Raw genomic sequence first — 26,158 nt, forward strand, 5'->3', positions numbered from 1 at the left:
ATTTAAGTTTATGTTCATTTGATCTACCCTTTAATACCTGAATTCAAGTTAATAGATTGAACGAAGTATTTTTGAGCAAATATAAATAGCAGTAAGGTTGGAATGATCGCCAAGATCGCCGACCCCATTAATTGTCCGATCATACGATAGTTTCCATAGATATCTTGTAGCAAGAGCAAACCAGCTGTAACCGGCATTTTGTCTACATCTGTGTATACGATAACCGGCCAGAGGAAGTCATTCCAAGATCCCGTAAAGGAGAACAATCCACAAACAATCAAAATCGGCTTCACTAACGGTAATATAATTTGCGCAAAAATTCTAAAATCACTAGCACCATCAACTTTTGCAGACTCATCTAATTCTTTTGGGATACCGTTCATAAACTGTCTGACCAAGAAGATATTCCCCATACCCGCAAGACCAGGAATGATCATTGCCCAGGAAGTATTCACCCAACCAAAGGAATCAATAATTTTATAAGAAGGAATCAAGTTAACAACTCCGGGGAAGAAGGAAATCCCTAACAAAGTAAAGAACAGTGTGTCCCTTCCTTTAAAGTTAATACGAGTATAACCAAAGCCTGTAATCGAAATCACAATAACCACCAGAATAGTGTGGGATGTCGCGATAAACAATGAATTGCCTAACCAACGCAGAATCGGAGCTGTAGAAGTATTGTTCAGAATCGTAACATAGTTCTCAAAGACCCATGTTTCAGGAAATAGTCTAAAACCCGAGGAAACCACTTCCGTTTGTGATCTAAAAGACGTAGAAATTCCGAATATAACAGGAATGATCCAAATTACACAAAGAATAATTAGAAATGTATAGGATACATATTTTGAAATGCTGATATTGGAGGATCCTTTTACTTTGCCTGGTCTATTTACAACTGGACGATTATCTAGGCCATTTACCGCCTGATTTGACATTTTGGTACACCTACCTTTTCCATTTCCTTGTTAATCAATTAGTTTCAGAGAACCCTAAGTAGCATTTCGGTTCATTACATAATATTGCAGTGCTGAGATTACCAAGATCACTAACCCCAATAACACTGCCATAGCGGATGCCATCCCTGCGATGGATTCACCATTACCGAAAGCTAATTGACGAATATACATCATGAGGACGTGTGTACTTTGTCGAGGCCCGCCATCGGTCATCATTAACGGTTGGCCGAATACATTGAAGGCACCCGCAGTTGTCATAACAAAGGTATAAATTAATGGAAAACGAATAGATGGCAAGGTGATACTTGTGAATCTTTTAATTGAACCCGCACCATCAAGCTCGGCTGATTCATATAACTCTTGCGCAACTCCGCTTAAGGAAGCACGATAAATAATCATGTTGCCCCCAATCCCACCCCATAGTGTGATTACAATGATAATAATCCACGCATACGGCTGATTTGCAGGCCAAGCAATTTGTGATCCAAACAGATTTCCCGTGATCCCCAGTTGTTTATTAAAGATCAAAAGCCAGATTAGCGCGGCCGCAGAAATCGAAATCAAGCCCGGAATATAGAGAATAGATTGAATTAAGCTCTTCATTTTAACTTTTTTATGTTCTAGTGCAACAGCAACCATTAATGGGATAACTATTAATAATGGAACAGAGAGACCTACAAAGATCAACGTATTTTTCAGACCTCTGAAAAATTGAGTATGAAACGTTGATTTGCCATCAAAAAGAATCGCCTTATAATTATCAAAACCGACCCATACCGGGTCACTCATTAGATTCCACTTTGTAAAGGAAGCATAAATCCCATAAATCGTTGGCAGTAAAATGAAGACAGCAAACAAAATGACATGCGGACCTACAAAGAAGGCAGGTGCCCAATTTATTTTCTTTTTCATAGGAATTCATTTCTCCTTTTACACAAAGTAATGCACCACTTGATGGCACATTACTTCGTACAATCTATTCTATTTCGCTTTATTTCGCTGCACTGCTGCTTTCTGCGATCTTATCTTCTACGAACTTCTGCATGGTTGCCAAGGTTTCATCTAGATCAACGTTACCGCGGACGATATCTGCGCAATAAGTATCTACTGCTTCTGCAATGTATGGATAGTACTCATATGTGTAAATGTAAAGGGATTCAATTTCTTTTTCATTAGAAGTAAAGAAGGATTGCATGTAACTTTGGTATTCCGGACTTTGGTTAACTACGTTACTTGCTACGTTTTGACCAGCTTTGGCCCATTCCATTGAGTTTGTACGTACATATTCCAAGAAGTTAGCAATACCCACTTCTTTTTCGTCTGTTCTCTTGTCGTTCTTGAGCATAGCGAACAAGTGAGAAGAGGATCTATTCGTGAATTTATCAGCGGTTGGAGAATAAATGTTAGTCACACCAAAGTTCAAGCCTTCAACTCCAGCATGTGCTGTAGAACTCCAAGTTCCGTCTGTGGAGAAGAGTACGTTTTGGGATTGGAACATCAAGTAACCGTCTTCACCAAATGGAGTCATCAAGCCAGCATCAGCAATTTTCTTAACGTCTTCAAAGGCTTGTTTAAATACTGGGGAGTTAACAGCCGGTTTGCCATCTGCCTGAATATCTCCACCCAAGTTTTGAATTTGAGCCAGAATAACCCATCCGAGCAAGGCATCATTAACTACATAGTCGCCTTCATCCAATTTACCTTGTAAGGAAAGCATTTCATCAATCGTAACAACGTTATCATCCAAGAAAGATTCAGCATTATATTTCTTGAGCAAATCTTTATTGTAATACATTACGTTACTGTGGATATCAAGAGGTACTGTGTATTGTGTTCCGTCGATATTACCAGTGTTCCAAGCTTGTGGTAAGTAATTCTCAGCTTTTAGTTCAGGTTGTGCTGGCAATACGGTATCTTGCATTGATTCTAAGACACCTTGCTTAACAAACCCAGGAACACGGTCAGCGTGGATAATTGCTAAATCAGGAACACCTTTGCTGGAAGCCAAAACGGTAGAAATTTTTGTGTACATATCAGCTGTAATAACGTGCTTCACTTTAATCTCTGGATTCGTTGCATTGTAGTCTTTAACGATTTGATCCATATAAGCACCATCATCACCGGTCAGTGGTGTCCAGAACGTAATCGTCTTACTACTATCATCTTTACCACCACATCCTGCTAACACTGTCGTTAACATCATAACCGTTGCTAATACTACTCCGAATTTCTTTTTCATTACTCTCTCCCCCTGCAGCTGTAATGTTAAGATAATCATTCACGTTAACTTTGTTGGAAACGATTAACTTAAGATTAGTATACAGTCGCTTTGAAAGCGTAGTCAATAACTTTTAAATAAACTTAATAGATTTTTTTGAAACTTAATTAACCTTTTGGTTCATTAAGTGGATGTGAAATCGATATATTATTTACTTCAGTTACCTTTCGTGTTACTTTATATAGAGATTAATAAACTTTACAGTATATGAAATTACTTTGAAAGAAGTGGATAAAATGCAATTGGAAATAGACAAGTCCTCTCTCATTGTTTACGAAGCCTTGGCCAGTGAAGTAAGAATAAAAATCATTCAGTTGCTCTCCAAAAATAAGATGAACATCAAAGATTTGGCAGAAGAACTTAAAATAAGCAGTCCCATCGTAACAAAACACATTAAAAAGTTAGAAGACGCAGGAATCATAAAAACAGAAAAAGTTCCTGGTAAATCAGGAATGCAAAAAATTTCAATTCTTAGAGTCGATCATATTGAGATTAACTTCCCTAAGAAAATCTTTCATTCCTTTGCCTCCTATGAGACTTCGGTGCCGATTGGTCATTATACGGATTATGATCTGAAGCCTACATGCGGACTTGCCACAGAAAAAGAGTTCATTGGTAGAGTAGACGAACCTAAGTATTTCATGGATTCTAAAAGAGTCGATGCAGAGATCCTATGGTTTACCCAAGGTTATGTTCAATACAATATTGCCAATTTCCTAAAAAAAGATGAAACCCTACAGCAATTTGAAATTAGCTTAGAGCTTTCTTCCGAATTTCCATTTGCCAATGACGTATGGCCTTCAGACATCACCTTTTCCTTGAATGGTTTGGAATTAGGTACTTGGACAAGCCCGGGGGATTTCGCTGATGCAAGGGGTAAATTCACACCTGAATGGTGGCCGCACAATATTAACCAGTATGGATTACTAAAAACGATTAGAATCACTAATCACAATGGAACATACATTGACGGTGACCCTATGTCTTCCGTTTCGATCGAGGATTTAGATACGACCTGTGACCGATGGACCTTTCGGATTGAAGTGAAGGAAGATGCAAAACATGTTGGAGGCGCAACAATTTTCGGAAAAAAATTCGGAAATCATGATCAAGATATCATGTTCAAAATGTATTACCTTTAAAATCTTCTAGTATATACATGTATCAAGGTTGGTTCTTTCATGGGGGCGAACAACTAATTAGTATTTATTCTTCCTTAGCTCCCCCCTATCTGTAATGTGATATGAACCAGTTATCACTTTCTCCTATCCATCTCTTATCGCCCTCATCCCCCACCTTATTTCACTTTCCACAACTCCAGTGGTAATCTCCAGTACTTTTAATCTGCTATCCAAATCCAACTCCCTTTTGTTAATAAAAACATAAATAGATTTATTATTTCCTAAATTTCTATTTGACTATATGCTAATATCATGCTTAAAATGAGATCAACATAAACCGTTTTCCACATTATGGTTTGTATAAATATAAAACAAATCCATTCCCATTTGTGAAAAACGTTTTTTTAGTAGTTCTATTGTAAGCGTTTTACATTTTTTGTACCGCCGCAATCTCTAATCAATAGAATCGGAGGATCATGAATTTGAGGAAAACAACTCGTAGACTAACCGCTTCACTTCTTGCACTCACGCTGCTAGTACCTGCACCTTTTATTTCAGCGGCTTCTGCAAGCGATTCCAAAACAATCGCACTATCCACGCAACAACAGGCTGTCGATTATTCGGGCCACTGGGCACAGAAAGATTTTCAATCCTGGGTGGATAAGGGCTTGATTTCAGGGTATGGAAATGGAGTTTACAAACCGAATCAAGAGATCACCCGTGCTGAATGGGTCACATTGATCAATCGGGTCTTTAATTTGCAGGGAAAATCAGAAATTGCCTTCACGGATGTATTGGAGTCAGGCGCTTATTACAGCGATATACAGAAAGCTTCGGCTGCAGGATATGTATCAGGATATAGCGACGGCACTTTCCGACCAACACAGGTAGTAAGTCGTCAAGAAGCCGCGGTTATGCTGCATAGACTATTCCAGCTTAATTCTTCTGCAAATACCTCTGCACCAAAAGACGTTGAAGCTTTACCTTCATGGAGCCAAGAAGCCGTATTATCTTTATTTGGTGACGGTTATTTGAATGGCTATAGTGACGGCAGCTTTAAAGGTGAAAAAGCAGTAACAAGAGCAGAAGCACTGCGCATGATTGAGAAGTTAGCCGGGGAAATCACTTCTAAGAGTGGGAGTTATACAGGTATCACTACTCGGAATATGGTTATTAGTAGCCCGGGTGTTGCGTTGAACAACTCCACCATCTCCGGAAACCTGTACCTTACCGAAGGTATTGCAGAAGGCGATATTACGCTGAATAACGTCACCGTTAAAGGAACAGTATACGTATCTGGCGGCGGCGAAAATAGTATCATACTTAGCAACTCTAATGCAGCCGACATGATCGTAGATAAGTATAATGGGAAATTCCGCGTCGTTACTAAAGGAACGAGTGCCGTACCAAACGTACGTGTACATTCCGGTGTAACACTTGAGGAAGATATTTCTTTGACAGGAGCAGGCTTCGGTCGGGTTGTTATCGAGAATACGCTCCCGAACGATTCAATCATCAGGCTGAGAGGAAACTTTGATTCTGCAGAGGTTCAAGCGTCAGGAGTGCCTACACTACATCTAGCTGCAGGCAATATTACTGAAGTTAGAATGAACCAATTAGCCAAGCTGCGTGTAGATGCAGGTGCAGCAATCAAGAATCTTATCCTTGGCATAAACGATATGATTACTATCCAAGGCACTGGGAAGGTTGGCTTTGACAGTAAATATAGTCACCAAATCAAATTTGAAACACCTACTCCGACAGCTACGGTAACGTCTGGTTCTGGAGGTTCAGGTTCTGCCGGATCGGACGACGGCGCTGTTGTTACACCAGTTCCAACGGCTATACCGACTCCTACTACTACGCCGGGTCCGTCAGTTACGGCACCAGCACTCACCAATGTTTCTGTACATGATCCGTCGGTGGCTGTAGACAAAGGAACGTATTACGTGTTTGGGTCCCATATCGATGCGGCCAAATCGGACGATCTGCTGAACTGGACTCATTTCACAAATGGTTATACAACACCGGGCAACGTACTCTTTGGTGATCTTTCCGCCAATCTGGCAGAATCCTTTGAATGGGCTGGAGAGAACGATTCTGACAGTAAAGGCGGATTCTCCATATGGGCTCCAGACGTTTTCTGGAATGAGGATTATAAGAATGCGGACGGAACCACTGGCGCTTATATGATGTATTACAGTGCTTCTTCCACTTACATCCGCTCAGCGATTGGTTTTGCCACTTCGCAAAATATTGAAGGTCCTTACACCTACGGAAATACCGTAATTTATTCCGGTTTCACCAAGGAAGAAGATTACGATACTAACAGCAAGATCAATAAAAAATGGATAAACACTAATATTCAGAAACTTATTGATAACGGAACATTAGAAGGCGTCAACCCCGATTGGTTTGACGCAGGTGGTTCTTATAAGAACAAAACATATACAAACGCAATTGACCCTACCTTGTTCTACGATAAAGATGGCAAGCTGTGGATGACTTATGGATCATGGTCAGGCGGCATATTTATTCTAGAAATCGATCCAGCTACCGGCGAGCCTAAATATCCGGGTAAAGATGGAACGACCGCTGATGGACGTTTAATCGACCGGTATTTCGGTACCCATATTTCTGGCGGTATGACCAAATCGGGTGAAGGTCCGTATATCGTTTACGACAAAAATACAGGTTACTACTTCTTGTATGTAACTTATGGAGGACTAGCGTCCGACGGTGGTTACAACATGCGTCAATTCCGTTCAGCGAATCCGGATGGCCCTTATGTGGATGCTGCCGGACAAAGCGCAGTGCTGGAAACGAGCAATGATCATTCAGCGATCGGCAACAAAGTACTCGGAAACTTCATGTTCACGAATCTGAATAGTGACCCTGACTTGCAAACCTACGGCTATGTAGCATCAGGTCATAATTCAGTGAATTACGACGAAGAGACCGGTAAAATCTTCAACTTCTTCCATACTCGTTTCCCGCAACGCGGTGAAACACATGAGCTTCGTGTGCATCAAATGTTCACGAATGAAGACGGATGGCCAGTCACTTCACCTCATCGTTACACAGGTGAAACTATCACAGCTGTTAAGCAGGAAAATGTTGTTGGAGCCTATCAGTTTGTGAATCACGGGAAAGATACTTCCGCTAAAGTCAAATCAACAACAGATATCGAACTGCGCAGTGATGGAACCATTACAGGATCCGTAACCGGTACTTGGGAGCTAAAAGAAGAGTATTATGCAGACCTACTTCTCAATGAAACTGAAAACGGAGCTAACGTACAAAATCTCTACAAAGGTGTATTCGTGAAGCAATGGGATTCTTCCCGCCAGAGCAATGTTATGACTTTCACAGCCATGTCCAATAAAGGTGTTACTGTCTGGGGTAGCCAAATTGAACTGCTGAGCACTGATCAAATTGTATCCAATGTTAAAGATAATTTAAGTCTGGGCAACACAAGTAAGGTATACAAAGATCTTACGCTCCCAACTGAAGCTGTAAGAGGAACAGTAATTACATGGTCATCTTCCAATGAAGCCGTGGTTGGAAACAATGGTTCAGTAGTTCGTCCTGAAAAAGGACTCGGAAACGCAACGATTGAACTTACTGCTACGATTGCGCTGGGTGAGTCTACTGCAACTAAGACCTTTACTATCGTTGTAATGGAACTGACTGGAAATATACTGGAAGACGGTTTGGTGGCAGCGTATGATTTTGAAGGAGATCTTTCAGAGAACGGAGATCGTACTGATAAGGGTACAATTACCGGCAATCGGATTAACAATACTGGTGGGAACATCACCTATGAGACAGGTGAAGTTGGTCTTGCAGCTAAATTCGACGGTAACTCAGGTATTCGCCTGCCAAATAGTTTGATTAAAGGCAACACCTACACAATAGGCATGTGGCTTAACCCACAAGAATTGTCTCCATTCACCACTGCCTTCTTTGGTGCTACAACAGATACGAATTGGATTAGCCTATTGCCTTATGGAAACGGTGGAGCTACAACCCGGATGTGGTTTGGTAGCCAAACCTTCCACGATGCAGAAGCAGGCATGCAGATTCCAGTTAACCAATGGTCGCATATAGCTTTCACTTACGATGCTGGAGCTGTGAAACTGTATGTTAATGGAGAATTGAAGTACACAGGAAAAGGATTTACGGATGTTTTTGACAGCGAGGATGCGGTATTCTCCTTAGGTGTAAACTATTGGGATATCCCATACAAAGGATTGATCGATAATCTGCGTATCTACGAAAATGCACTTTCTGCAGAAGCTGTAGACTTGCTAGTACACGGTCAGCCTGACAGCAATGTTAAAGTAAGTACGATAACCATCAGTGATGCTGAAATGGATGTGGCTGTGGGGAATACCTTTACTCCTCAAGTAAAAATAATGCCTACCAATGCCGGAAATAAAAAACTAACTTGGAGTTCCAGTGATCCTAGCGCCGTTTCTGTTGATGCTACAACCGGAACCGTAACAGCACTAACGGTAGGTGGCGAAGCAGTGATTACTGCCACTGCGACTGATGGTAGTGGTGTTTCAGCAGACTATAAGGTAAAAGTTACGGATGGAAAAGTAGCCTATTATGCTTTTAATGGAAACCTTGATGACTCCCTCCAATTGGTAGGTACTGGCCAGATTACGGGGATAAAAATCGAGGCTCCAACTGTAGGTAACATCACTTACGGAAACGGTATCACTGATCAAGCCGCTATATTTAACGGTGTTTCCGGTATCCGGTTACCTAATGGATTAATTGACAGCAATACCTATACTATATCTATGTGGTTAAATCCTGAGCAGCTTACTGATGCAACGACAACTTTCTTCGGTGCTGCTTCGATAAACAGCTGGATTAGCTTCGTTCCACAGAACGGCGGAGGTAAAACACTGCTATGGTCTGGCGAGGCATGGTATGATGCTGTTTCCGCTATGAAGATACCAGAAAATAAATGGACTTATGTAGCGTTTACGGTCAACAACGGTACCGTGAAGGTATTCCTCGATGGAGTTGAGCAATTCTCTGGTGAGGGCTTCCCGAATGTGTTTAAGAACAAGAATGGTGTGTTCGCTCTAGGCGTAAACTATTGGGACGTACCTTTTAAGGGAATGATTGATGAACTGAAGATTTTCAGCAGAGCACTCAAATCAGACGAAATACTGACCGAATATAACTCGATTGTAAATTAAGAGAATCAACATTTGGAAAGAGAGCGGAGCCTCGGCTCCGTTCTTTTTTTCTCGAATCATGCTCTCCATGTGAAAGACGTTTAGAAAACTTCTCACCTTCGTATTGTAAAACAAGCATTTAAATAATATAATCATTAACTATACGTCTTGAACTAAATTGGAGGCCATCTATGAAACTTGACCTGTCGGAAGAATCCCTTCCCGTCTACGAAGCTTTAGCCAGTTCAGTTCGTCTGCACTTGCTGCGCTTGCTTGCCGAGAATCCAATGAATGTCAAGGAATTGGCCGCAGCGGTAAATTTGAGCAGTGCCATTATGACTATGCATGTACGTAAGCTGGAAGCTGCAGGACTTATCCAGACACATATGGCACCTGGACGAAGTGGTCTGCAAAAGATCTGTACACTTGCTGCTGAAAGTGCCGAAATCACCTTTCCAGGCAGACAAATCAATGAGCGTAAAAGCTACCGCAAGGAAATTCCTGTTGGACATTATTCAGACTTCCTAATCGAGCCTACTTGCGGTCTTGCCACTACGGAGCAGGTGATTGGCAGCTTTGATGATCCCCGTTATTTCTGGGATCTCGAACGTATGAATGCTGGCATTCTCTGGTTTGGTAAAGGATATATCGAATATAAAATTCCTAACTTCCTTCTCTCCAGTCAACAGCCCGAGGAATTAATCATTACGATGGAAATCGCCTCCGAAGCGCCTTCGATTAATAATAATTGGCCCTCCGACATCACTTTCACACTGAACGGAGTACAGCTTGGATTCTGGACAAGTCCCGGTGACTACGGAGATAGACGCGGCAAATACACGCCGGCTTGGTGGCCAGCACTCACAAACCAATACGGCCTACTTAAACAGCTGCGCATCACACCTAAAGGCACGTTTATGGACGGCCTGAAACTATCCGACGTTACGCTGGATCAAGTGAACATCCGCAACAAGCAATGGACTTTCAAGCTTTCCGTCGATGAGGAGGCCGAGCATATTGGCGGCATTACTCTTTTTGGCAAAGGCTTTGGCAACTATAATGATGATCTAATCGTTGAGCTGTTCTACACAGATACCCATGAATAAAGCCGCATTCATCTCCCATTGGAGAGTCGAATGCGGCTCTTATTTTACCTTATTTCATGTTAAATGAAGGGTCCCCATAATCCGCTGCCAGGCAGTGGACAGCCACGTTCCTTAAGCTTAGCTACAACAGGAATAATGCAGCCACAAGCGACGCAAGTCACACCCTCATGCAGCATAGGACAAGTCCCGCAAAGAGAAATCCGTTCAGCATAAACCTCATCTGGAACACAAAGCTCTGTCTTAAACATGGATGATGACAGGATCCGCTCTATCTGTGCTTCGGTAACCTTATAATCGTCGTGACACCCCTTGCATGCAGATGTTGTTGACATGATAACACCACCTTATGCCTTCGGCGTAATCTCCAGCACAGTTACTGACATTGGAGCCAGCTCTACATTAAGAAGATCGCCTTCAAGTGTAAAGGCTGTAAAAGCTTGCGGTACAACAGCATCTGGCTGACTAAATGTATTATGAGCATCTATCTTGTTACCTGTGAGCGTAGTGCCCTTCACTTCTACCTTCTGCCCGGAAAGACCACGTAGCTCGAGGGGTACAGTAGCTGATGCAGCGTGATTCAAGTTGCAAAGACTGACATGAATGATTCCAGCATCTGTTACAGAAGCTGAAGCAGATACTTCAGGAATCTCGCGCCCTTCAAAGCTATAAGTCCCACTATCGATTGTTAAATCCAGCAACTCAGCATCCTGATGGACTTTAAACATATTGAATACATGATAGGTAGGCGTTAGCAGCATTTTTTCTCCTTCGGTTAAAATCACCGCTTGAAGCACGTTAATGGTCTGCGCAATATTTGCCATCCGTACCCGGTCACTGTGTTTATGGAAAATATTCAGAGTCACGCCAGCTACAAGAGCATCCCGAATCGAATTTTGTTGATATAAGAATCCCGGGTTCGTACCTGGCTCAACATCATACCAAGTTCCCCATTCGTCTACGATAAGGCCTACTCTTTTATCTGGGTCATATTTGTCCATAATAACGCCATGTTTAGTAATCAGCTCATCCATGCGAAGGGCCTTCTCTAAAGTGCTAAACCATTCACCAGTCTCAAAGCCAGTTGCTGCCCCTTTATTCTCCCAAGCTGGACCAGGAATCGTATAATAATGAAGGGTAATCGAGTCCATAAAGCGTGTAGCTTCACGCATCAGAACTTCCATCCAGTGATAATCATCCACGTTTGGACCACAAGCAATCCGGTGAATCCGGTTGTCCCCATAATTGCGAACATACGTCTGATATTGGCGATAAAGATCTGCATAATATTCTGGACGCATATTCCCGCCGCAGCCCCAGTTCTCATTACCAACGCCAAAATAAGTCACAGCCCAAGGCTCTTGATGACCGTTCTGCTGGCGAAGCTCAGACATCGGTGAGACACCGCCAAAGGTTAAATACTCTACCCATTCGGACATCTCTTGAACCGTACCACTTCCCACATTACCATTGATATAAGGTTCACATTCCAGCATCTCACATAATTTCATAAATTCATGTGTACCAAAATGATTGTTCTCAACCGTTCCGCCCCAATGAGTATTGATCATCCGTTTACGAACTTCGCGATCACCAATACCATCTTTCCAATGATATTCATCTGCGAAACATCCACCTGGCCAGCGAAGCACTGGAATCCGAATTTCTTTAAGCGCTTTCACAACATCATTACGAATACCGTTAGTGTTAGGAATCGGTGAATCTTCTCCAACCCAGATGCCTTCATAAATACAACGTCCCAGATGCTCAGAGAAGTGTCCATAAATATTTTTGTTTATCGTACCTTTGCGAATGTCTGTGTTAAGGATTGCGCGCTCTGCCATGAATAAATACCGCCCTTCAACGTTTATATTTTTATTAACTAATTAATAATTATACAAACATTATAGAGCGGTCTTCAGCGATCCGTCAATCTCCAATATGAATATTCACTATTCTTTATCAATGGGTTTGTTTATCTTGTCTTCATAATAATCAAATACGAGCTGCTTCTGCGTTCCTCTCACCCCGTAAAACACGTCGGAGATCCGTTTCCCCTTCCGTCTTAACTCGTTCTCCAACCATTCTTTGGTTAAAGCATTATTCTCAAGATTTTCTTCAATGAGAATGCCATCCATAATTAACTCAACGGGAAAGCTCTGAGAGACCGAAAGAAGCTTCAAATCTTTTCGAGTAACATATTGATACTCTTGTTTCTTTAAGACGGATAACATTCCGTTATCTTCTAATACGGCGTACTCTACTACCTCTAGATTAAAAATCTCCTTCTCCCTCAGTGCTTGATCCAAGGAGTCCAGTGAATACCTTACCTTTTTCATATTCTCTTCAAGTATTTTCCCATTTTCGATAAGTACCGTGGGTGACCCTGATATCCAACTTCTCATTCTACGACTCTTTATAGCGATGACAGACAGCAGAAATGACGTAGCTGTTATAACAATGAGCGCCACAATCATATATGACGATTTCAGATCTTTATTAAAAGCCAAGTTCGCAGCAAGCGATCCCAATATAATGCCTGTCACGAAATCGAGAAACGTCAAACTAGAAATCGTTTGTTTACCCAATATTTTAGCTATCAATAGCAGCATGATCATAGCAACTATAGTTCGAAGCACAATATCTATATGCACCTGCATCACTAATGCTCCTTTCTATTCAATCCTCTATTATTCACAAACCAAGGTGAAATGAAACATCATTACAATCGGCTAAATTTTATGAGGTATTCGGAAATTTCTATTAACGATAAAAGGGCTCTGGAATGGTTCTAATGAACCGTCCCAAAGCCCTGGCTTCGAAAAGTTACTTTTCATTCTTGATTTCAAGCAGATTATGCAGAACTCTTGCGCTTTCGGCTCGGGTTGCTGAGCCTCCCGGAGCGAATTGCTGGTCACTTCGACCCTGGATAAGTCCAAGCGCTTGGGCAGAAATGATCGATTCTCGGGCCCATGGGGCAGCCGCACGCAAGTCACCGAATTGGATTACAGGCTTTGGTTCCACCTTTTTCCCGCTGACATATTCGTAGGCTCGCATCACCATGACCGCCATCTCTTGGCGGGAAATAAGGGCCTCCGGAGCAAAGTGGGTTTCACTCACCCCATGGACTATCCCTGCCTCTACAGCCTGCGCCACTTCCTCCGCATACCACTGATCCGCAGATACATCCGCAAATGTTGTAGATGATTTCCCTTCAAGTCCTAGCAAGCGGACCAGCATAGCTGTAAATTCTGCACGGGTCACTGACCGGTTCGGCTCGAAATTTCGAAGTCCGACACCTTGAATCAGATGTTTGGCCGACAGCTCTTGCACAACCGCCGCCGCCCAATGTCCAGAAGGAACATCGTCATACGATTTGTTGTATTCCAGCACGGCATATGTGCCGAAGTGTTCGGTGCGTAGAGCCACCTTGCCCTTCAGCCAGGAACCGCCCGCATACTCCATATTTCCGGAATTCGGCAGATAATAGCCGCCGAGCAAATTTCTTTTCGCCTCAGGGTAAGTGTTAAGCTCCAATGTAACAGGCTCAACAAATTGATGAAGTATGCTCCTTGTACCGTCTCCAGCAACACTATACAGGTTAAAGAGAAGGAACTCCCCTGCCTGGTTCAGCGCGGCACCGGATTGCCGCTCCGCGCTAGCTAGTATTCGCTGCGCCGCTTCCCCATTCACTTCGGAAGCCTCCAGAATAATCTGGCTACCGGCCAATTGCTCCGCAGGAATCAAAGCCCGCAATTGTTGAAGCACCGCTGCCGGAAGGATCACATTGAAGTTAGAAGCCTCTACCCGAAGCGGCTTCTGCTTGAGCATTTCTGCTGCCATCCCCGGCAATACTATCATTCTCAATTTACCCTCGTAGACAATGGCTGCCGAAAGATCGTTCAACGAAGCTGCGTTTAGTTGCAGCCGCCCTGCCGTTTCCTCCGGTACGGAAGGCACTTGTGGTTGCGGACTCGGAACAGTTGAAGAAGTGTCTTCCGCTTGTAGAATCTGAAGCGTCAGACTGCTCTGCCGTCCTCCGTAACTTGCAGTAATCACAGTCATACCCGGATCGAGCGCCTGCAGCTGCCCAGCTGCCGTTACTGTGGCTACCTTCCTGTTACTGCTCTCGTAGATCACACCCTCGGTTACCACATGGCGAACATTGTCGCTGTATACCGCCGTTGTGATTACCTTACCGCTCTGACCTGTTTCCAAGGATGTCGGACCACTTAACGAAATGGAGACGAGCTCCGGTAGCGAATCATACACTTTTAACGGATAGGAAGCGGTCATGTTATCATATACGGACGAAATAACCGAAATTCCTGGGCCTTTTGCTTCAATATGGCCATCTTCGCCTATACTTGCAACATTAGGATCGCTACTTTCATAGATTATGCCTTCGGTTACTATATAATGGCTGCCATCGCTGTATACAACCGAAGTAACCGCCGTTCCGGTCTCCCCGATAGTCAGGATTTCCGGGCCGCTGATTGCCACTGAAGCTCTTTCAGTTGGCTCCATGACCTTCACCTGAAGCTGCCGGAATGGCTCCACATTGCCAGCCTTGTCTACCGAACGGTAATCAATGCCGAAGGTTCCTGGGTTCTCGATATATACGCTTTCAGTGACCGTATTCCATGCACCGCCGTTGAGCCGGTATTCCGTCCGCTTAACTCCCCAACCGACAGCTCCCCCATTGGATTGGTCGGTCGCATCGAAAATGATATTCACTTTGCCCTTATACGTGCCCCCTTCTCCACTCTCTCCAAGAACGATGGCCTTCGTGACCGGAGGCGTCGTATCTTTTGGCAGGATTTCCAGATAGGCGGCATATCTGCCGTTCTCATTCTTGCGGCTTCTTATGTCTGTGGCGAGATTATAGCCTACCTGTCTAAGAGCCAGGCTTACAACCGGATCGGAAGGAAACTCCGAACCAACCCATGAGGTGATATCGAACTGCCGCCACTGCTCTGGCCCGGAAAAGGTCTGTAGCGAGACCTGATTGCCGATTTTCGGAGCATTATTGTAATTCAGCGTTGCCTCTGTCCATGAATCATCACTGATTCCAAAAACACCGATATCGGACAATGTGCCAGCCCCATCATTCGTCTTTCCGTATACGTTCAGCTTGACTGAACCCACTTCGCCGACAAATGGACTCAGATCGAATTTCAGATAAGCTCTTCTGTCCGTGTCCCCGCTGCCGTTTCTGATTTGCAAGTAATTCACCGAACTATAATTTACTGCGGCTTTCGATCCTCCGTTGACATATGCATCTTCAGTCACATACAACTTCGTTTTGGCCGCTTCGTCCGGTTCCGAATCAGAGGGCTCAGAGGGCTCGGCATTCGGATCAATCCTGAACTTGATAACATGGCTTTTCCCTTTGGAGCCGCTTGTATCGATTGCCAGTTCGATCCTCGGTGAGAGTTGCATTACGGTCACGGTTGGATCTTTCATTAGTTCTTCCAGCGCGGCTTTACCGACATCCACCTTCACAACAGATTGGGATTGGGTCGGGTCCGAAATAGCTATCGTCAGTTCATCTCCAGACTCCTTGATGATGATGGAAGCTGGATGATTAGCACGCACGGATTCGATCATTCCCGGAACCCAGAAGTTCATAGCCGTAAGTCCCAGCTTCTGTTCCTTTACGGCTTGAACACTATCCGTATTAGCAATAATTTCGATGTCGGGATTGCCGCTATAACGCGCTGTCGCCGCTTCATCCTGATTCGGCAGCAGCACGTACGAATACGATTGATCCACAGGCTTCGTTCCCTGAGCAATTGACAGGCTGGCATAATTTCTAGTGATCGGCTCCGTTGATCCCCCTTGATTAATATCCTTCCAAGCGCCAGTCCGGGCCTCCCGCAGACCGTCTATCGTTGGTGCATCAGGGAAATAATAACCGATCCCCGAGCCGGGAATATTTCCTTCCAGATGTGCCCAATGTACCTGATTCATCGACTCTGACCAACCCAGCGCAGAAGGCTTAACGTCGCCGTTGATCGTAAGTACATTGTCACCGCTCTCCTTGAGCTTCCGGTTATCTACGATTGTCTCCACCTTGCGGTTATCCGTGGTTGTAATGCCTGCCCCAAGCGCAACGATTTCATCATCGAACATGAACCAGGACTTTTTACCGGACAATGTGCTGTTATCCGGATCCAGATCCATGCCCGCCGCTCCGTAAAGACCGTCTATAGATGATCCTCCCACCCATGTTTTGGATGTAGTCTTAGCTGCACCGCGTGTTGCTCCATCCGATGTAACCCCAGGCAAACGGTAAGCGTTCACGGTCGGCCAGAATGCATCTGCATATTGATTCAGATCCTGGTTATACAGATAGGTCATGCCTTCGCCTGTATACCAGCCCTTCAGGTTCTCAGTTCCAGCTTCATAGTTGGCAATTCGGGCCGAAGACATGCTGATCCCAAGGGCATATCCAGGCCGGTGGTGGACAATTCGGTCCATAGCCGCAAACTGCTTATGCACAGTAAGGTCTCCCGATGACTGCACCTCTTGATCGTTCATAAGCGTCTGGAGCAGGACAATATCGGCTACTCTTAGACCGTCGTAATAACTTTCTACTACCGTATCGGCTTCGAACCAATACTTCACCATCGATTTAAATCGGGCCGCTTGCTCCGGTGGCGCGGAGGAAGCCAGCCGCAGAATATGCGACCAAGGCACGAGTTGTCTGTTCCCCCGGGCTATCGATCTGCCGAACACCATATCCATCATTTGTTTTCTGTAGACAAGAGGTTCATAAGAATCCGTTACCCAGTTATATACATTCTTCAGATTGGCATCAGTCAGCGGCCAGGAGGACCCTGTCAGCAAAGTCATCATTTTCATCATATCGCCAAGCAATACAGCCCCATAACTGCCGGTATAAGCAATATTATTATGCTGGATAAAGGAGCCGTCCTCATAAAAGCCGTCTCCGCGGGTTACATAGGGCAATACCTGGCTAACGGCATCCCGCCCCTGTTTGATCTTCCCGCTGTCACGATTGTGAATGCCCCTCAGGACCACTGCCAGAGCTTTATCCAACCGATTCGCGCCGGTTTCCATCAAAGAGGGTTGATTGGTCCGTTTGGTTGGGTCCGGACAGAACTTATCAATGGCTTTGGTATACTTGTTAATCTGATCGGCTGATAAATACTCGAACATCAAGGCCATCGTATCTCCCAATGCAAGCGGAATGCCGATCTCCCATTCGAACCAATTGCCTTTCTCCAGTTTGGTTTCGTTATACCAATTCGCGTATAGGAAGTCTAAACCGTCCAGTATATCTGATTTCAACTGCATATTCTCGTACAATGGTGAGCCGGTTGTCGAAAAGGCAATAGCCATATCCTTCAACCGATTATAAGAGGCTGCCGTATCAAAAGCATTCGCTGTGCTGCCCGGCTTATCGCTCCATAAATAAGTACGGTTCATTTGCTTGTTCATCGTATCCCAGAATCCAGTTTGCTCCTGATTGCTGATCTTATCGGATAAAGTCTTTATGGACTTGGCAATGTCCGGATTATTCGGATCGAAGGATTGCCCTCCGGTCAAATACTCCACCCATCTTCCACGAAGCTCGTCATATTCGTCTTTTGGAGCCTCTCCTTCAGTAATATTAAATTTCAATACATGCGTTGCCCCTATGGAATTCTTCACATCCACCGTTATAACTGTATTTCCCGAAGCCTGCACCACTTCCGTCATGCTGTCTTTGTTGAGCAGTGTCAACCCCGGTATATCCAGTTCCAGGGACAATTGGTTTTGCGATTGTGTAGGATCAGACACCGAAACGACAAGCCCCTGATCGATCTGCCGAATCATCACGGAAGCCGGATTGAGCGCCTTGATGGAATCTACCGTTCCTGGATTCCAAAAATTAGCGGCGGTTATGCCCAGCTTCTTCTCTCTGACCGCATGCACATCCTCTGTATTGCGCAGCACTTCGATATCTGGGTTGCCACTGTAATTCTCAGTACCTGAAATGTCACGATTAGGCAACAAAACATAGGAGTATGAGCCATTCGTAGGCGTATCTCCATGCTCAACTGCCAGACTTAAATAGTTGCGCGTAATGGGAACATCGGATTGAGTGGCATTGATCTCTTTCCAACTGCCGGTTCTGGCTTCACGTTGAGCCAGAATACTTGGAGCTTCAGGGAAATAGTAGCCGACGTCGGAACCTGGCACATTACCCTCCAGATGGGCCCATTGAACGTTCTTCAATGTCGCTGACCATCCGAGCTGTGACGGTTCTACAGCTCCGTTGATTAGAAGTTTGTTGTTCCCCACTTCGTTCAGCATCCGGTTATCGATAATCGTCTCAACAGACTGTGGCCCGGCAGTTGTTTTTGAGATTCCCGAACCAAGTGCCACAATCTCATCATCGAACATGAACCAAGATTTCTTGCCCTGCAAGTCGCTGCCCGTCACTTGAGATAGCGAGAAATCCATCCCTGCTGCACCGTACAGACCTTCCTGCGAAGAGCCTCCCACCCAGGTCTTCGGATTCATGTAGCTTTTCCATTCCACAGGCACCATCCCTTGCCCCGATCCATCCGTTGTCGTGCCAGACAAGCGATAAGCATTGACGGTAGGCCAGAAGTCATTACGGTATTGGGAAAGATCCTGATCGTATAAATAGGTCATCCCAATCCCCGTATACCACCCTTTCAGATTCTCGTTGTTCCCTTTCTCAAAGGCCGAGATACGATTGGAGAACAGGCTCAGGCCGAAGCCGTAGCCTTCGCGTAAATGAACAACACGATCCATACCGGCGAATACCTGATTCTTAATCAGTGATCCTCTTGGATGGATCTTCCCGTCATTCATCAGCTTCTTGACAATTGTTATATCGGAAAGCGGCAATCCGTCATAATAATTGCCGGCTGCCATATTCGCTGAGATCCATGCTTTCGCCGCTTGCTTGATAGATAATGCAACATTCTCCGGTGCAGTTTCAGCCATCCGCAGCAGGGTGACAATCAACCCCCTAGCGCTGCCGCTCCCTTTTCTGGAAATGCCCCTTCCATTAACCGGGTCCATAAATTGACCGTTGTAGATCACCGGCTCGTAAGTCTGGGCCACCCATTCGTAAATGTTCAGTACATTCGGGTCCGTTATCGGCCATGGTGAATCAGTCAGCAGATAGGACATATCCGCGGTTCCTTTGAGCCAGACCGAACCATAACCTCCCGTATAGGCAATATTATTATGCTGAACGAGTGAACCGTCCTTGTATACACCGTCTCCATGAGTAGTGTATACATACTCTGAACCGATGGAATCACGGCCCTGAATGATCTTCGCACTGTTGTTGCCTATAACGCCCCTTACCGTGACCACAAGCGCTTTATCAAGCAGGTTGGCACCCGTCATCTTCGTGCCCTTGACACCAAGCACGGCCCCTGTTTTCGGATCCGGACAGAAGGCATCAATAGCCGCAAGATATTGATTGATTTGCTGCGGTGTCAGATGGTCATACATCAGCACCATAAGATCATTCACAACCTGCGGAGTGCCGATTTCCCAGTCCCACCAGTTCCCATAAGCGCTCTTGCCCGGATTGTAGCGGTTTGTATACATCCAATTGATTGCGCTTACAATATCATCGGCAAAAAAACTGTTGCCGTATAGTTCAGACCCCTCCACAGAATAGGCCAATGCCATAGTCTTCAAGCGGTTGTATGCGCTTGTAATAAATTGCGAATCCGTAGTGCTTGCGGCATCGCTCCACAGGAAGGTACGTCCGGATGATTTGTCCATACGCTCCCATAGTGTAGCCGCCGAAGCTGCCTGTGCGCTTATACTAGCAGCTATGTCAGGATCTTCCGCATCGTATTGGCCACCGCTTAGTCGGTCATACCATTTCAGCCGCAGTTTATTATAAGCCTGCATCGTGTCAGAGGATTCGACATTCACAAGGCATTCAGCTGCAAGGATACCATCTGGTGTGGCGATCTTGATGGTCGAAGAGCCAACACCTGTCCCCGTCACATTGCCGAAAGCGTCCACCGTCGCAGCTTCGGGATTGCTCGAAGTCCATACTACCGTTTTGTCTGCCGCCGTTGTGGGGGATAACGTCGGCAGTAATGCAACCGTGTCCCCTTTGACCATCGAGAAGGCCGTACGATCCAGCGCAATCCCCGTAAGTCCCGCATATTCCTCCAATACGATATCATCTATCCATAGCTTTCCTTTTCCAGTTTCCAAAAAAGGCTCGATGACAAGCTTCGTCGCATTGGCTGGCATAGTTAGAAGTACTTGCTGCAGGGTCCAGTCATGCGTGCCTGTTATTTTAGGAGAGGAAGGTCCATCCCCCACTTTGGCGGTATTATAATACTGTGTTCTAAAGTAGGCACCCTGGCCGGTGACATTGTCAGTCTTCAACCAGACTTTAAGTCTGTAGGATTTACCGGGGATAACCGAAGTTACACCCTGATTGATAGAAATCCTGCTTGTGGAAAAGGCATCGAACAGCATGGACCGGGTTCCATCATGCGCTGTCCCGGCGTCGACCTTAATATTTGCTGTTTTATTCGTGCCCTTCCCGCTGCCGGTAGGAACCCATAAGCTCCAACCCACTGGAGCCGAGTCTGTAACCCCTGTCCAAGTTGCATCCAGGGTTGACGTTGTATTTTCAAAACTTCCGTTAAGTATGAGATTAGACGCAGCCGCTGAGGCTTTACCATCAGCGTTGTAATGAATTCCTGCACATGAAGAAAAAAGATCAACAATGAGAACTAACACTAAAATCAGACTTGATTTCCGCATTTGTTCACCCCAATCTTTGAATTGTTTAAAGCTAAAAATGTCTACAAGTTATCTTCCTGCACAAAATTCAGCACGGCATCGTCGACGGCCGAAGTTCTTCCCAGATCAGGGCAATTCACAAGCTCAATTTCGCAAGTCTCCAAACAGCCGTGCAGTTCAAAAAGAATCAGTTCATTACGACCTTTGCGCAGCAATGGACCGGGGATATATAGGGCCCTTTGCGGTCCTGCGTTCCAGTAGCGGCCCAGGTTAAATCCGTTGATCCAGGCAACCCCTTTATTCCATCCATCGAACCGCAGAAAAGTATCGCCAATTTCCTCCGCCTCAAAGCAGCCCCGGTAGAATCCAGGCAAACCTGAAAGTGCCGCAGCTTCTTGCTTCTCCACCGTCTGCTCCTTATACTCAAGTGAAGCCAGCGTTCCCGGTTCTAACGGCAGTGTACGGATCATCCAGTTATATTGCAGCTGGTTATCGATTCGAACCCCGTCCAGAATTCCTTTCGGATCACGAATGAGCGGCCCATAATTAATCCGACCCATATTCTCGACGAGAATATCCAGCTGCGCCCCCCCCGGCAGGAATGGAAAGTTCAAGAGGCTGTGGATTCCAGCGTTCAATGACCCCAAGTACCTGTCCATCCAGGAAGACCTGCGCCCGATCACGCACACCCTCGATGTAAAGCTTCTGCCTGGACCGTGGTCCCTGCACATAAGTGCTGTACAATATAAAACCATAGGATTGTCCGAGCTTTTCCATCGGCTGCACACACACACTGTTCACCGGCTCGGATAACTTCTCCAGATTGGAAGCTGTGAATAGTTCCGCTCTTTCCATTAAGGCAACTTTCCCGTAGGAAATCTTCGAAATCGGCTCAGGGAGCGGACAAGTCGGTGCAAATCCATGTTTGCCTAGTACCGACCGAACAGCTTCAAATTTCGCCGTCGTATCTCCCCATTCCGTGAGCGGGGCATCATAATCATAGCTTGTAGTCGTCGGCTCGTAGGCCACGATATGATTCGCCCCATTATAGAAGCCAAAATTGGTCCCGCCGTGGAACATGTACATATTGAGTGAGGAGCCGTGCGTCAGGATATCATCCAGAACGCCAGCTACATCTTCGGCATCGCGCACATGATGATCCTCCATCCAATGATCGAACCAGCCGTTCCAATATTCCATCACCATCAGCGGCTCTTCAGATCGGTACTCCCGGTATTTGCGGAAGGATTCCTCTGCACAGGAGCCAAAATTAACTGTAGCATGCACATCTTCCAGTGTTCCGCCGAGCAACATTTCATCGGTTGGTCCGTCAGAGGTAAAGAGCAAGACATCGACCCCTCTGCTGAGGAGTCCATTACGCATATACCTCAGGTAACTACTGTCATTGCCATAACTGCCATATTCATTTTCTACCTGGACGGCCAGAATCGGCCCGCCATGTGTGGAGAGCAGCGGAACCAGCCGAGGAATCAGCGCATCGTAATAACGGTCCACCTTGCTTAAATAGAGAGGGTCACAGCAGCGAAGCTGAAGTTCACTGTAAGCCAGCAGCCAGCCCGGCAGACCACCGAATTCCCATTCCGCGCAGATGAACGGACTCGGTCTGACAATAACATGTAGCCCAAGCTCTCCAGCCAGTTCGATAAAAGAGACCACATCGGCCATGCCATCAAATACGTACTCTCCTTCCTTGGGTTCGTGCATATTCCAAGCAATATAGGTCTCCACGGTATTGAATCCGCAGGCTTTCAATTTCAGCAGCCGGTCTTTCCAGTATTCAGGCACAACCCGAAAATAATGAATGGCTCCCGATACGATACGATAAGGCTGTCCGTCCAGCAAATAGTGACCGTTCTTCCAAGTGAGCAGGCTCATGATCTACAACCACCTTTTTTTAACATTTATTTTGACGATTCCCCACAGTAGTAGACGGCAAGTCGTCTGATCTTGGGGCTTGCCGTAGCTACGGGCACCCGTAACCGTATTTTCTTTACGCATACCGGAGGAAAGGCGTCTATTTTCTTATGACCTATTGCACTACCGCGCTTCAACTCCAGCCACGCTCCATTGCTATATGCTTCCAGCACATACTCTTCCACTCTCTCGCCGTAAGCAATGTCCTCCATAATCTCGGCGTGATCAATCACAGCGGCTGCAGGCATCTCCAGCTCAACAAGCTCTCCGGTGCCTGCTGTTACCGCTAGAGCCTTACCGAATCTGCGCCCGATCTCCTTGCCGAATTCCAGCAGTCGCTGCACATCGGCCTCCGGAAGCAGCCCGCGGTTATCAGGGGCCACATTGAGCAGCAAGGTCGCCCCATGTCCGACTGAACGATAATAAATATCCATTAGCTGCTCCAGAGACAGCAGCAAATGCTCCTCCTGAGGATGCCAGAACCAGCGGTCTTTACGGATAGGCACATCGCATTCCGCAGGCACCCAGCCCGGCGTTCCGGGAAGCCAGTGTGACGGCGCTTCACTGAACATGCTACCTCGCGCGGAATCCGCAGTGTTCCAGCAAGGATAAGGGGCAACGCCATCCTCATTTCCAACCCAGCGAATTGTTGGTGCCCCCATATTAAACACCATGGCACTTGGCTGATGGCGCCTGATCAGATCCATAATCCGCTGCCAATCGTAATTGCGGCCCTCAGATCCTGCACCGTCAAACCAAATCTCCGTAAGCGGACCATAGCCCGTAAGAAGCTCTTGCAATTGCAGGGCATAGAAATTATCGTACGCTTCTTTATCCGCATAACAGGGCTCATGTCTGTCCCATGGAGATAAATAAATGCCAAAGCCAACCCCAAGTTCGCGGCAAGCGTCCGCACACTCCTTGACGACATCGCCGCGTCCTTCCTTCCACGGACTGGAGGCAACAGAATAAGTGCTTGTTCCAGTCGGCCACAGGCAAAAGCCGTCATGATGCTTAGCTGTCAATACAAAATAACGGAATCCGGCTTCTTTAGCTGTACTAACCCATTGTCGGGCATCCAGATGAAGCGGATTGAAAACCGTAGGTGAGTCGCTGCCTTCTCCCCACTCCTGATCGCAAAACGTATTCATTCCAAAATGGCAGAACATCCCCAGCTCCAGGTCCTGCCAGTCCATCTGCTCCTTAGAAGGTAGTGCTGCTTGCTTTTCTGGCTTGTTCTGTGAAGAAATGCTATCCATTATTTTTATACTCTCCCGTATATTTTGTGTAAGCCCATTGTATAAATAAGGCTTTGGAAAGCCGGTTGATGACCTTCCAAAGCCCCGTCCCCAACTTGGGATACCTCGCTTATTGCCTATTTATTTGATAACGCCTTTTTCGTTGATAATTTTCGTGGCTTCATCAACCATCCATTTCTGCACCTTATCAATCGATTCATCTCCAAGCATGAATTTGCTGAAGCCGTCATTGATAACTTTGGTCAACTCGGAGGTTGCTGTTGTCATTACCTGGGCACCGTCGAGGAACTGAATTTCGCTATCGAAGAGTGTATATTTGAGAGAATCAATATCATACATTTCTTCTTTTCCAGCAACCAATTTGGTCAATAAAGCTTCATTGTCAGCTTTTTTATACCCGGAGAATTCCGGTCTGTTATCGCTAACAGCCGTCGACATAAATCTCATCAGTTTGAACGAAGCCTCTTTGTTCTTCGAGGTTGTGCCCATCGCCAGCATATTGCCGTTAGTGAAGTATTTGCCCTCATATTCTTTCGGTTCCGATCCTGCAGGAGGCACCGGTACCGGAGCAAAGGCCGTCTTGAATTCATGCGGATACTGTTCGGTGTTGCCTGGATCAGCAATCGTCCAGTTACCAGTCAGGATCATAGCAGCTTCTTCGTTAAAAAATTCGGTACGATAGTTGAGTTTGGCAGCTAGAGCGTCCGCATAATATTTTGCAGATTTGTCAGCAGTCTCCATATCTTTACGCAGCTGGAAGAAGTATTTATATGACGGATCCGAGAAAATGGTCGTTCCATCACTATATACGAGCGGGTCTTTCATCATCGTTTGGGCTGGAGCATTCATGTACAGCTCCCAGGTGTGGAAGTAAGTGCCGTAACGTTTATCCACGCCTTCGCCTTTGGTCAGTTTTTTGGCATAGTCGCGGTAGTCATCCCATGTCCAGCCAAAGGTAGGTACAGGCAGCCCAGCTTCATCCAGTGCATCTTTGTTCAGCATCACATAGTTGTTGCTCTTGGTATATTGCAGCCCATAATAGTTGTTGTCGACCTTAGCGTTGACATAATATTCATCCTCGGGAACGAGGTTATCCTTCTCATAGAATTCATTCAGTGGAGCAAGTGCTCCCCGTGTAGCCCGTTCAAGCACGCCTCCAAGGCTTGGCACTTGGATAACGTCAATCGCTTCGCCGGAAGAAATCAGGAAATCGAGTTTCTTCAGCATTTCTACGGAATCACCGGGAACGAGTGCCACATGCTCTACCTTGATGCCTGGGTTCTGATCCATAAATTCCTGCAGCATAGCATCGGTGCCAGCCGACTGGGCTTCATTATCCCAGTTGTAATACTTGATGGCGACTTGCTTGTCCACCTTGGTGTTCCCGGCATTCGTACTAGCTTCAGCATTCCCGTTCTTTTCCGAGTTTCCGGTATTTCCACAGGCGCTTAGCGTTAAGGAAACCGCCAGCATGGAGCCCAGTACAACGGATAATCTTTTTTTGCTCTTTGTTTTCATTTTACTTCCCCCCGCAC

12 protein-coding genes and 1 pseudogene are annotated in these 26,158 nt (G+C 45.7%); 3 read left to right on the forward strand and 10 right to left on the reverse strand.

Features of this window, described 5'->3' with window-relative positions:
• Positions 1-23: 23 nt before the first annotated feature.
• The 3 genes from UQ64_RS20250 to UQ64_RS20260 form a co-directional block, all read right to left on the reverse strand.
• Complete coding sequence (locus UQ64_RS20250) at positions 24-935, reverse strand: carbohydrate ABC transporter permease (protein ID WP_060625291.1); 912 nt, start codon at positions 933-935, stop codon at positions 24-26.
• A 54-nt stretch (positions 936-989) separates the two neighbouring features.
• On the reverse strand, positions 990-1,868 hold the full coding sequence (locus UQ64_RS20255; protein WP_042186039.1) for a carbohydrate ABC transporter permease: 879 nt from the start codon (positions 1,866-1,868) through the stop codon (positions 990-992).
• 79 nt (positions 1,869-1,947) lie between these two features.
• A complete protein-coding gene (locus tag UQ64_RS20260) occupies positions 1,948-3,195 on the reverse strand; it encodes an extracellular solute-binding protein (RefSeq protein WP_060625292.1) in 1,248 nt (415 codons plus the stop codon).
• Between the two features lie 275 nt (positions 3,196-3,470).
• Here UQ64_RS20260 and UQ64_RS20265 point away from each other — a divergent pair, with 275 nt between their 5' ends.
• The 3 genes from UQ64_RS20265 to UQ64_RS20275 all read left to right on the forward strand — a co-directional run bounded on the left by UQ64_RS20265 (position 3,471) and on the right by UQ64_RS20275 (position 10,659).
• Positions 3,471-4,376 (forward strand): ArsR/SmtB family transcription factor, encoded by a 906-nt coding sequence (locus tag UQ64_RS20265; RefSeq protein ID WP_060625293.1) that lies wholly within the window; start codon positions 3,471-3,473, stop codon positions 4,374-4,376.
• Between the two features lie 461 nt (positions 4,377-4,837).
• On the forward strand, positions 4,838-9,574 hold the full coding sequence (locus tag UQ64_RS30235; RefSeq protein WP_167348507.1) for a LamG-like jellyroll fold domain-containing protein: 4,737 nt from the start codon (positions 4,838-4,840) through the stop codon (positions 9,572-9,574).
• A gap of 170 nt (positions 9,575-9,744) precedes the next feature.
• Complete coding sequence (locus UQ64_RS20275; protein ID WP_060625294.1) at positions 9,745-10,659, forward strand: ArsR/SmtB family transcription factor; 915 nt, start codon at positions 9,745-9,747, stop codon at positions 10,657-10,659.
• A gap of 59 nt (positions 10,660-10,718) precedes the next feature.
• Here the strand turns inward: UQ64_RS20275 and UQ64_RS20280 are convergent, their stop codons facing one another.
• From UQ64_RS20280 to UQ64_RS20310, 7 genes and pseudogenes are all read right to left on the reverse strand, one after another.
• Complete coding sequence (locus UQ64_RS20280; protein ID WP_060625295.1) at positions 10,719-10,991, reverse strand: DUF6171 family protein; 273 nt, start codon at positions 10,989-10,991, stop codon at positions 10,719-10,721.
• Between the two features lie 12 nt (positions 10,992-11,003).
• Positions 11,004-12,500 (reverse strand): alpha-N-arabinofuranosidase, encoded by a 1,497-nt coding sequence (locus UQ64_RS20285; RefSeq protein WP_060625296.1) that lies wholly within the window; start codon positions 12,498-12,500, stop codon positions 11,004-11,006.
• A gap of 108 nt (positions 12,501-12,608) precedes the next feature.
• Positions 12,609-13,316 carry a DUF421 domain-containing protein gene (locus UQ64_RS20290; protein ID WP_060625297.1) on the reverse strand — a complete coding sequence of 236 codons (708 nt, stop codon included), beginning with the start codon at positions 13,314-13,316 and terminating at the stop codon, positions 12,609-12,611.
• 166 nt (positions 13,317-13,482) lie between these two features.
• Entirely contained in the window at positions 13,483-21,450 is a 7,968-nt protein-coding gene (locus UQ64_RS20295; protein ID WP_060625298.1) for a polysaccharide lyase family 8 super-sandwich domain-containing protein, read from the reverse strand.
• Between the two features lie 41 nt (positions 21,451-21,491).
• Positions 21,492-23,325 (reverse strand): annotated as a pseudogene (locus UQ64_RS20300) (glycoside hydrolase family 35 protein).
• A gap of 26 nt (positions 23,326-23,351) precedes the next feature.
• Positions 23,352-24,623, reverse strand: a complete 1,272-nt coding sequence (locus tag UQ64_RS20305) for an alpha-L-fucosidase (protein ID WP_060625299.1) — start codon at positions 24,621-24,623, stop codon at positions 23,352-23,354.
• 120 nt (positions 24,624-24,743) lie between these two features.
• On the reverse strand, positions 24,744-26,141 hold the full coding sequence (locus UQ64_RS20310) for an ABC transporter substrate-binding protein (protein ID WP_060625300.1): 1,398 nt from the start codon (positions 26,139-26,141) through the stop codon (positions 24,744-24,746).
• Between the last annotated feature and the right edge of the window lie 17 nt (positions 26,142-26,158).

Source organism: Paenibacillus etheri, from assembly GCF_001012825.1.
In the GTDB taxonomy this organism is placed as follows: Bacteria; Bacillota; Bacilli; order Paenibacillales; family Paenibacillaceae; genus Paenibacillus_AQ; species Paenibacillus_AQ etheri.